Origin of the sequence: Methylacidimicrobium tartarophylax (genome assembly GCF_902143375.2) — a bacterium.
Lineage (GTDB): Bacteria > Verrucomicrobiota > Verrucomicrobiia > Methylacidiphilales > Methylacidiphilaceae > Methylacidimicrobium > Methylacidimicrobium tartarophylax.
Genome location: NZ_CABFVA020000043.1, coordinates 1 through 9,723, shown reverse-complemented (window position 1 = coordinate 9,723; position 9,723 = coordinate 1). Strand labels below are relative to the sequence as shown.

8 protein-coding genes and 1 tRNA gene are annotated in these 9,723 nt (G+C 63.1%); 5 read left to right on the top strand and 4 right to left on the bottom strand.

Annotation, left to right across the window (positions count from 1 at the left end; translation table 11 throughout):
* The 3 genes from MAMT_RS04885 to MAMT_RS04875 form a co-directional block, all read right to left on the bottom strand.
* A partial coding sequence (locus MAMT_RS04885; RefSeq protein WP_142659888.1) for a S1 family peptidase occupies window positions 1–814 on the bottom strand: 814 nt, incomplete at its 3' end.
* 485 nt (window positions 815–1,299) lie between these two features.
* Window positions 1,300–1,767, bottom strand: coding sequence for a hypothetical protein (locus tag MAMT_RS04880; protein WP_246186534.1), 468 nt, complete (start codon window positions 1,765–1,767; stop codon window positions 1,300–1,302).
* Between the two features lie 822 nt (window positions 1,768–2,589).
* A tRNA-Thr gene (locus tag MAMT_RS04875) sits at window positions 2,590–2,661 on the bottom strand.
* 487 nt (window positions 2,662–3,148) lie between these two features.
* Here MAMT_RS04875 and MAMT_RS04870 point away from each other — a divergent pair.
* From MAMT_RS04870 to MAMT_RS04860, 3 genes are all read left to right on the top strand, one after another.
* Window positions 3,149–3,739 (top strand): 5-formyltetrahydrofolate cyclo-ligase, encoded by a 591-nt coding sequence (locus MAMT_RS04870; RefSeq protein WP_142659886.1) that lies wholly within the window; start codon window positions 3,149–3,151, stop codon window positions 3,737–3,739.
* A 12-nt stretch (window positions 3,740–3,751) separates the two neighbouring features.
* Window positions 3,752–4,459, top strand: coding sequence for an SDR family oxidoreductase (locus MAMT_RS04865; protein WP_142659885.1), 708 nt, complete (start codon window positions 3,752–3,754; stop codon window positions 4,457–4,459).
* Between the two features lie 65 nt (window positions 4,460–4,524).
* Window positions 4,525–5,622, top strand: a complete 1,098-nt coding sequence (locus MAMT_RS04860) for an AI-2E family transporter (RefSeq protein WP_142659884.1) — start codon at window positions 4,525–4,527, stop codon at window positions 5,620–5,622.
* On the opposite strand, the gene miaB is transcribed toward MAMT_RS04860, so the two are convergent.
* The gene (gene miaB / locus MAMT_RS04855) at window positions 5,597–7,045 is read right to left on the bottom strand and encodes a tRNA (N6-isopentenyl adenosine(37)-C2)-methylthiotransferase MiaB (protein ID WP_246186533.1); all 1,449 of its coding nucleotides are present in this window, start codon (window positions 7,043–7,045) and stop codon (window positions 5,597–5,599) included. The two genes, MAMT_RS04860 and miaB, sit on opposite strands and share 26 nt — an antisense overlap.
* An 82-nt stretch (window positions 7,046–7,127) precedes the next feature.
* On the opposite strand from miaB, the gene MAMT_RS04850 reads away from it, so the two are divergent.
* Window positions 7,128–8,279, top strand: a complete 1,152-nt coding sequence (locus MAMT_RS04850) for an N-acetylglucosamine-6-phosphate deacetylase (RefSeq protein WP_142659883.1) — start codon at window positions 7,128–7,130, stop codon at window positions 8,277–8,279.
* A partial coding sequence (gene purL, locus MAMT_RS04845; RefSeq protein WP_142659882.1) for a phosphoribosylformylglycinamidine synthase subunit PurL occupies window positions 8,276–9,723 on the top strand: 1,448 nt, incomplete at its 3' end. The genes MAMT_RS04850 and purL, both read left to right, overlap by 4 nt.

Below are 9,723 nucleotides of genomic sequence, written 5' to 3'. Positions count from 1 at the left end.
CCTGAATCGCCTGAGAATACTGATCGGTGCGTCCGTAAGCTTCGCCCAAACCAGCCCAAGCCCATGCACTGTCCGGTTGCCGCTTCACCCAGCCTTGGCAAACCGCCAAAAGGCCGGGCCAGTCATCCTGGGCCTCCAACTCAATGCAGCGATTGAGCCAATCTACCTCGCTTAGTCCCTGCGCCGGCAACCGAACCGGACGTTGCGGCAGCGTCGCGATCCATTCCACCGGCAACGCGAAGTTGAGTTGCTGGCCGCCTCCCATGTAGAAGCTGGTCAGGCCAAGCAGGCGCCCTTGATCGTCGAAGAGGCCGCCTCCGCTGGAGCCATGCGAGATCGCCGCAGTGGTCTGGATGTAGCGGCCACCTTCTAGGTCACGCAGGCTAGAGACGATGCCTTGCGACAACGTGAGTTCCAAGCCCTCCGGCGCGCCTACGGCGTAAACCGTGGCGCCGACCTTGAGCGATGCGGTGTCGCCGAGCACCACAGGGGGCGCGGGCAGACCCGGAACCTCAAGGCTGCACACGTCGCGCTGCCAGTCGCTGTTGAGGAGCCGCGCAGGGTAGTCCTGGCCGTGGTAGCGCACCCTGCAGCTCGCGCCGTCCCGGATGACGTGGTAGTTGGTCGCCACTACGCCGGGTGCGATCGCCACCCCGCTGCCCTGCGCTGACGGATTGCCGCCGGCATCGAGGCTCAGTACCACCACCACGCTGGGAGAGACCCGCTCGAACACTTGGGTTGCGCTCTCGGCTCTGACCCGCGCGGCGGAGAGTAGCAACAGTACCCCGCAGATTGGCCAGAGCGCGTGCTTCATCGCTTTCCTCCCCTACCCGATCGTTCGCGTGCGCCGGATTCTGCCTGGTTGGGGTGCTACTGCAAAGCTCCATTCGTCATTACGGGTTGCCTTACGAGAGGGGCGCACTCGCTTTTCTTTCGCGTCACGCCCCAAATTGCTGCGCCCCTGAAGCCCGCCGGGCAGGGACGGAGAGATTGCGGTTCCGTGATAATGCCTTCTCACCACGAGCCAAACCAGCCCCCAAAACGCGAGCGGAAATTTTTTTGGGGGGGGTGGAGAGAAGAGTGGCGACGTGATTCTCACGGCCCGAGACCCCATCGCTGCCGCGCGAAACCCCCGGACGATTTAACATAACGCGATGGTTGATACTCTATAGTGTTGGTAGAGATTAGGCCGACCCGTCTCCGGCGACCTTGGCATCGGCTTCAGCCCGCCGTCGCATCCGAGTCCGAAGCATCCTTCGATTCTCCAGCTTACTACGTCTCATTCTTGGGAAGCCTGCACTACGGGAGCGAACGGCCGTTCAACGTATCGTCAACAGCCTCGGCCATCGCATTCCGCCGCTCGGTCTGCCGCTTTCGCTTGCGTCCGGCGTTCCGGGCAATACCCAGAGCGTGTCGCCTTACGATCCTCCGGGCTTCCTCATCGCCCTGGTACCTGTCCGAGCAAAGCCGTGGTTCAAATTCTTGAGCCTTGCGGAGAGCTTTCTCGCGCAAATCAACGACAGCCTGCTTCCCGTAGAGCAAGAGCCATGCGTCGATAGAGCGCGAGGTAAGCATGCCCTTGGGGATGCCATGTCCGGAGAGCTTTGAGCGGATCTCGTCCGAATGCTCGGTGGACATCCCGGCGTCAACGGGCTCGATGGAAATGAAACCAAACTTCGAATCATCGACGACCCGAAGCAGAGCCTTGTAGGGGCTTCCGGCAGCGGCGCCAAGCTGTCCGTAGATGGCCTTTGCGGTGGACGACATGACCAAGCGCATGGACTAAGTCTATGACAAGGGGCGGGCTTTGGCGACAAACCTTGTAAGCAAGTGCTTACCTACTTCTGGTTGACCGGGGGTGAAAAGTTTTTGGGCGGCGGGAGGACGAGGGGCACTTCCCTTCCACCAGCCCCGCGCCCCATTCACCTGCGCGAGAACGCGCTGCGCCTGTGGCGGGCGGAGGGGCCGGAGACCTGATTGCGGCTTATCAGTAAGCCTTTCGCCCCTGGGGGCAGCCTTCCCTCCTCTGGACATTCCAGGCTCGCTTGCGCTCGCAAGGGGTGAGAGCCGCCGCTTGTGCGAAGTGCATCCGAGATCATCCCATCCCGGACGGGGTGTTGAGCCGCCCCGCCGACCGTTACCGAAGCTTCCGCGACCGGCAGGCTGTAGTCCGAATGTAGTCCTGAAATCGAAAGGACAACCGCTGCCTGTCCCGCGTGGCGAAATCCGTGACGACGTGGCGGATTTGTGGCGGGGCTTGTGGCGCTTCATAAACCGTTGAGTATAAACATTGTGGCGGTTGTGGCGGAATTTAGGGGGGGTGTAAAGTATAGGGGCAGACGTGTCGGATGTGTCGCAGCCTAATCCTTTCTTCTTCTTCTCTAGCTAATATATTAAGAATACATTAAGAATACCCTACCCCCGATCCGGCGTCCTGTACCAACCACCCCCTCCTGTTATTGTCGGTTTATTGGCGGAATCAATACGCTTCTACCCCTTTTTTTGGGTATCTATCGTTATACATCCGTTCTTAACGAAGGAAGCTTCCCTAAGGCTTCTACCAGGAAGGATGGCGTCTTTATATCTGGGAGCCGGCTGTGGGGTTCGAACCCACGACCCGCAGTTTACAAAACTGCTGCTCTGCCCCTGAGCTAAGCCGGCGCAGGGATGAATGGATCCTAGGCGGGCAGCCGGGAGATGTCAAACGGCTGGGGGCGTTCGGGATCCCTCCTCCCGATCAGGGAAATGCCGTAGCCAGGATGGCGAGAAAAACCTACCGGAGCGACCTGCGGAATTTCGGCTGCGGATTTTGACAACGAATCGGAAAAGCGGCTAAAATGACAAATTATAGCAATGGTGCAAAAAAAGAGGAGAGGATGAAGAAATCGGGAGTACGGCGGAAGAGGGGACAGAAAAAGGGGGCGAAGAATGGTGCGCCATCAGAACCGCCTGAGGCTTTGCGTAAGGGAGAATCCCCGGAAAAGAGCCTGCTCACGAAATGGCTTTCCTTCTTTCCCTTGCATCGGCTTCACGAATAGGGAGGGCAGCTTCGGTCCGCGCCCGCTCTGTTTTGAATAATTGCGCTTTTTGGATCGCGGCAGATCGATTTCCCCTTGCGTCGAGTCCGGAATCGGGATTCGGATGAGCTATGGTCGGTGCTTTGGCCCAGGACAAGGCGGGACAGCGCCGCTTGCTTCGCCAGCGGCTCTCCGCTTATGGCGAGGCCGAGCGGACGGAGGCCAGCCGGTGCTTGGCAGAGCGGCTTGCCCTCCTCCCGGAATGGCAAGGCGCCAAAGGGGTTCTGCTCTACGCCTCGCTGCCCGGCGAGCCGGATACCGATCTTCTTTTTTGGCGGGCGCGCGCGGAGGATAAGCGGGTCTTTTATCCTTTTGTTCGCGGCAAAGATCGGAGCCTCGGGTTTGCCGAGGTCGAGACGTTGGAGTCGCTGCATCCTGGGCCTCTGCGGTTTCGAGAACCTTCGCCGGAAAGGAAGGAGCGGAAGCTCGAGGCGGATCTTATCCTGATCCCCGGGCTCGGGTTTGACCAGGGCGGGATGCGGCTGGGGCGGGGAAGCGGGTATTACGATCGGACTTTGGCGGAGATCGGGTCTGGTCTTCTTCGAGTCGGGCTCTTCTTTTCCTGGCAGGAGTTGTCACGGGTAGCCGCCGAAGGGCACGACGAGCGGATGGACCTGTTGGTCACGGAGCGTGAGGTGATCCGGATCGGAAGGGCAGGGTAAGGAGGAAGGCGGATGGCTAAGGGTTTCTTGGAGGGTCGGGTTGCGGTCGTCACCGGTGGAAATAGCGGCATCGGCAGGGCCGTGGCGCTGGCGTTGGCCGCAGAGGGAGCCTCGGTGGCGGTCGCCGCAAGGCGTCCGGAGCCGTGTGAAGAGGTGGCGCGCCTCTGCCGGGAGAAGGGAGGAGAGGGGAGTGCGATCCCGACCGACGTTCGGCGCGAAGAGGAGTGCGAGCGCTTGATCGAACGAGCCGCTGCTTGGCGTGGGAGGATCGACATCTTGGTGAACAGTGCGGGCATCGGGCGCTTCGGCCCGGTCGCCTCTCTTTCGACGGCCGATTTTCGCGAGATGATCGACACGAACCTTTTCGGCACTTTCTGGTGCAGCCGCGCCGCCTTTCCGAGGATCGCGTCTGTCGGGGGAGGTCTGATCTGCAATGTCTCCTCGCTCGCCGGAGTCGAGGCCTGGGCGGAGACCGGGGGCTACAGCGCCACGAAGTTCGGGATCGTCGGGCTCACCCGTGCCTTGGCGGACGAGGGGAGGGAACACGGGGTGAAGGCCGTCGCGATCTGTCCGGCCCTGGTCGCCACGCCGATGACGGGGGTGTCGGGAGCTGATTATCTTCAGCCGGAAGATATTGCAGAGACCGTGCTCTATCTGCTGCGCCTCTCCCCGGCGGCTTGGCCGGCGGAGATTCTGCTCAAGCGGCGCGGAGCGGAGTAGTCCTGGGGCAAGGCCCAAGAAAAAGCGGTAGCGCTTTTCCGCGGGAAGGATAAGCTGCGACGAGCATGGCGGTTTCAAAGGCTGGATCGGTCGCGGCTGGGCCGGAGGAGGAGCAGAACGGAGGGTTCCAGGCCAATACGCGGGTGGTTTTAGCTCTCTGCCTGGTGGCGCTGGGGTTCTGGACGATCCAAGGCTTCCTCGTCTCCATGACTTGGGCGCTGGTGATCGCCGTTGCTTCGTGGCCCCTCTACCGCTGGCTCCGGTCGCGCGCGCCGCACTGGATGCAGGGGATCGTCCTGCCAATCCTCTTTACCCTGGTCATCGGCGTCGCCTTGATCGGCCCCCTGACCTACGCGGCGATCAAGCTGGGGGAAGAGGCTCGGGTGCTGACGCGCTGGCTGGCGGCGATTCAGAAATCGGGTCTGCCCGCCCCGGAGTGGGTCAACCATATCCCGGCGGTAGGGAACTGGTTGTTCTCCACATGGAATTCTTCCTTGGGAAGTCCCGGGGCGGCCGAGACCACGCTCGGACACTTGGACCCGGCTTTCGTTCTCCGCTGGACACGGACGGTCGGCGTGCAGATGTTGCGGCGGGCGGAGGTGCTCGCGTTCACCCTGCTCACGCTCTTTTTTCTCTACCGCGACGGCGAAGCCTTGGGGAAACAGGTCTTCCGGTTCGCCCGCCGGCTCGTGGGGGAAATCGGGGTCGAATATTCCCGCCACTGTGTCTCGGCGATTCGCGCGACGGTGAACGGCCTGGTCCTGGTGAGCATCGGGGAGGGGATCTTGCTCGGAGTCGCCTATGCGATCGTGGGGATTGCCGATCCCGTCACCCTCGGGGGCTTGACCGGGATTTTGGCGATGATTCCCTTTCTGGCGCCGCTGGTCTTCGGGGGAGTCAGCATCATGCTCTATGCCCAAGGGAACCTGCTCTTCGCCATCGCGCTTTTCCTCTTCGGCAGCCTTGTGCTGTTTGTCGCCGACCACTTCATTCGGCCGGGGCTGATCGGGGGTGCCGCCCATCTCCCGTTTTTCTGGGTGCTGCTGGGCACCCTGGGAGGGATCACGAGCTTTGGCCTCTTGGGGCTTTTCCTCGGCCCGACGGTGATCGCCGCTCTTTTGGCCGCCTGGTATGATTTTATCGGGCGGGTGCCGGAGGAGTAGGGACGCCGGGCGATCGTTCCTCGGTCTCCTCGGCGAGAACCGGCTCCGCATAAAAGGTAAAGCCGGTGGTCTCGACGATCCGGACGGGGAGGAGTTCCCCCCGCCAGCGCTCTTCGGCGCGAACCAGAACCAGGTGATTGCCGCGCGTCCTGCCCTGAAAGCGGTGAGGCGACTTGCGGCTTTCGCCTTCGATGAGGATTTCCACTTCTTGTCCGAGGAGCTGCGTTGCCTTCTGCCGGGCGACGGCGTCTTGGAGAGCGAGTAGCTCGTGGTGGCGGCGGAGCTTCTCTTCCTCTCGGATCGAGTCGGAGCGGGCGGCGGCACTGGTTCCGGGACGCGGCGAGTAGCGGAAGAGGAACGCCTGGTCGAATTGGACGGTCTCGACGAGGGACCGGGTCTGGGCAAAATCCGCTTCTTCCTCTCCCGGGAAGCCGACGATCAAGTCGGTCGTAAGGGTGGCCCCGGGCACCGCAGCCCGAATCCGATCGACGAGCTCGAGGTACCGGGAGCGGGAATAACCCCTCCCCATGGCCCGCAGGATCCTGTCGCTGCCGGATTGTGCGGGCAGGTGGATATGCTCGCAGAGGGGGGGAAGGTCGCGCAGGGCGCCGATCAGGTCGTCGCGGAAGCCGATGGGGTGCGGGGAAGTAAAGCGGACGCGGGCGATGCCGGGAATCGAGCAGACTTTCTCCAGAAGCTGGACGAAGGGGGAGCGGCCGTGGAGGGTGGGGAGTTCTCGGCGGCCATAGAGGTTGACGATTTGCCCAAGAAGCGTCACTTCCCGGGTCCCTTGGTCGGCGAGCTTCTGGACCTCGTCGACAATCTCGTCCATCGGTCGCGCTCGCTCGGGCCCGCGAGTGACCGGGACGATGCAGAAGGCGCAGCGCATGTTGCAGCCCTGCATGATCGAGACGAAAGCCGAGGCCTTCCGGGAGGAGGGGAGATGCTCACGAATCTGGTTTTGCGAACCTGGCTCGGCCTCGACCTCCAGGACCCGGAGCGGCGCGGAAGGGGAGCCGGCCAAGGAAGCGGCACGGGCGGCCCGAATTCGTTCGACCTGGGTCAGGGCCTCATGGAGCTTCTGGGTGCCCAGGACGAGATCGACCTCGGGGAACTCGTGCAGGAGGTCGCCGCCTCGACGCTGGGCCATGCAGCCGAGGAAGCCTAAAACCAGGTTGGGGTTTTCGCGCTTGCGCGCGTGTAAAGAGGCCATCTTTCCGCAGGCTTTTTCTTCCGCCAGGTCGCGCACCGAGCAGGTGTTGAGCAGGATCACGTCGGCTTCGGCTTCCGAGCGGGCGATCCGGTAGCCTTGGGTGACAAAGCGATGGAGCACGGCTTCGGAATCCCGGACGTTCATCTGGCAGCCGTAGGTTCTTAAAAAAACCGCGGGTGCCGCCGGGTCTCCCTGCCCTCTGTCGCTCAACGCTTCTGCCTCCTATGGAGGAGTCGGTCGTTCCTCCTCGATTGCCAATCCGCAGTCGTCAGCATACAACGAATACGCGAAGGTGTCGCGTTCCGTGGTCGTTGTCGAGGCTCGCCATTATCGGACGGGGGAAACTCTGGCCGTGGAGTTGGAGCCGCCTTTTTATCGGCGGATTGAACCCGTGCGCCGCGAGAGGGGAAGTCTTCCCTGGATCGCCCCGGGGCTGGTCGATCTCCAGGTCAACGGGCTTGGGGGAGTCGATCTCAACGGAAGCCCGATCGGTCGAGACGAATGGAAGCGGCTCTGCCGGAGCCTGCTCGCGCACGGCTGCACGCACTTTTTGGCGACCGTGATCACCCGTCCGGAGGATTCCTACCGGGAACTCCTTCCGGCCTTGCAGGAGCATTGGGCGGAGGAGCCGATCAATTGCTTGGGTTTTCATCTGGAAGGGCCGTTCCTGCGACCCGAAGAGGGGTATGCCGGCGTTCATAACCCGAAGTGGATTCTGCCCGCCGATCCGGCCTGGCTTGCCTGGGCGCAGAAGGCCTGTGGCGGTGGCTGCCGCATGATGACCGTGGCCCCGGAGGCTTCCGAGCGAGGGCTCGATCTGGTCCGGGCCGCCGTGGACAGCGGAATCCGGGTGGCCATCGGCCATTCGGGGGCGATGGGAAACAGGCTTGCGCAGGCGATCGAAGCGGGAGCTTCCCTTTGGACTCACCTCGGCAATGGGTTGCCCCACCTGCTTCCCAAGTGGGAAAACCCGCTCGTTCATGCCCTCGGGTCGGATTTGCCCTACGCGAGCGTGATCCCCGACGGCATTCATCTGCCGCCGCATGCGCTTCGGGCGGTGGCGCGATCCTTGGGGGACCGACTCATCCTGATCACCGACGCCATTGCCGCGGCGGGGATGAGGCCGGGGTCTTATCGGCTGGGGGATCGAAAGATCGATGTGGACGAAGCGGGAAGAGCCGTCGATGCGGCCTCCGGCAGGCTGGCGGGCTCGACCTTGACTCCGTTCGCCGCGGTCTTCCGAGCCGCTGCGTTGCTCGGCCGGCCGTGGGGGGAATGTTGGGAGGCGTTCTCGGTGAGGCCTGCGCACTGGCTCTCGCTCCGCCACGGCTTGGAGGAGGGGGCGGAAGCGAGCTTTTGCTTGCTGGCGGACGAGCCGGAGCCGCGTCTTTTGGCGACCTTCCTTCGAGGAGAACGACGGTTGGGGAGCGAGGATCCGAAATGACGAACGAAGCGGAGAGACAGAGTCTGGCGCAAAAGACCGGCCTTTTGCCGGAGGAGATCTTGCGGGTCGAGGAGGCCCTTGGGCGCCCGCCGAATGAGACGGAGCTCGCCCTCTTTTCGGTCCTCTGGAGCGAGCATTGCTGTTACAAGAATTCGAAGCGGGAACTGCGAAAGTTGCCCACACAAGGTCCCGGGGTTCTGATCCAGGCTGGGGAGGAGAATGCGGGAGCCCTCGACATCGGCGACGGCTGGGCGGTCGTCTTCAAGATCGAGTCCCATAATCACCCGAGTGCGGTGGAGCCGTTTCAGGGAGCGGCCACGGGTGTAGGCGGGATCCTGCGGGATATCTACACGATGGGAGCCCGGCCCATCTGTTTCTTGGACTCCTTGCGCCTGGGAGAGATCCGCGGGGGATCGTCGGCGGCGCGGAACAATCGACGCCTCTTGCGGGGGATCGTCGGCGGCATCGCCCATTACGGAAACTGCGTGGGGATCCCGACGGTCGGTGGAGAGCTGGCGTTCGACTCCTCCTACGATGGCAATCCGCTGGTCAATGTCTTTTGCGCGGGAGTCGTTCGCCACGATCACCTTCAAAAGGGAGCCGCCGCGGGGGTGGGAAACCCGGTCTTCGTGGCGGGTTCACTGACAGGGAGAGATGGACTCAAGGGGGCGGCTTTCGCTTCGCGGCTGCTCGGGGCCGACGCACGAGAGGATCGGCCGGCGGTCCAGGTCGGCGATCCGTTCATGGGCAAGATCCTGATGGAGGCTTGCCTGGAGCTTTTTGCCCAAAAGGGCGTGGTGATCGGCGTGCAGGATATGGGAGCGGCGGGGATCGGCTGCTCGACGAGTGAAACGGCAGCGCGAGGGGAAGCGGGCATGGAGATCGACTTGGATCAGGTGCCGCTTCGAGAGCGGGGGATGGATGCGGCGGATATCCTTCTTTCGGAGTCACAGGAAAGGATGCTGCTGATCCTTCAAAAAGGAAGAGAAGCGGAGGCCGAAACGGTCTTCGCCAAGTGGGGCGTGCCGCTGCGGCAGATTGGGCACGTGAGCGAGGGCGGCCTGCTCCGCTACCGGAAGAACGGGAAGGTGGCCGTGGATCTCCCCGCGCGGCTTCTCACGGAGGACGCTCCGGTCTACGAGCGGGAGGCGAAGATTGCGACCGCTTCTTCCCAAGCTCTCCCCGCCAAGCCACCACTTACGCTCGCCGAGTGCCGGTCGCCCTGGACGACCCTCGCGGGTCTTCCCTCGCTGGCTTCCAAGGAATGGGTCTGGCGCCAGTATGACTGGATGGTCGGAATCGGTACGGTGATGGGGCCGGGACGGGCGGATGCGGCGGTCCTCCGGGTCAGTCTGGAGGGCAGGACCAAGTATCTGGCCGCCACGGTCGACGGCAACTCCCGCTATGCCGCGCTCGACCCTCGCAGCGGCGGGCGAGCCGCGGT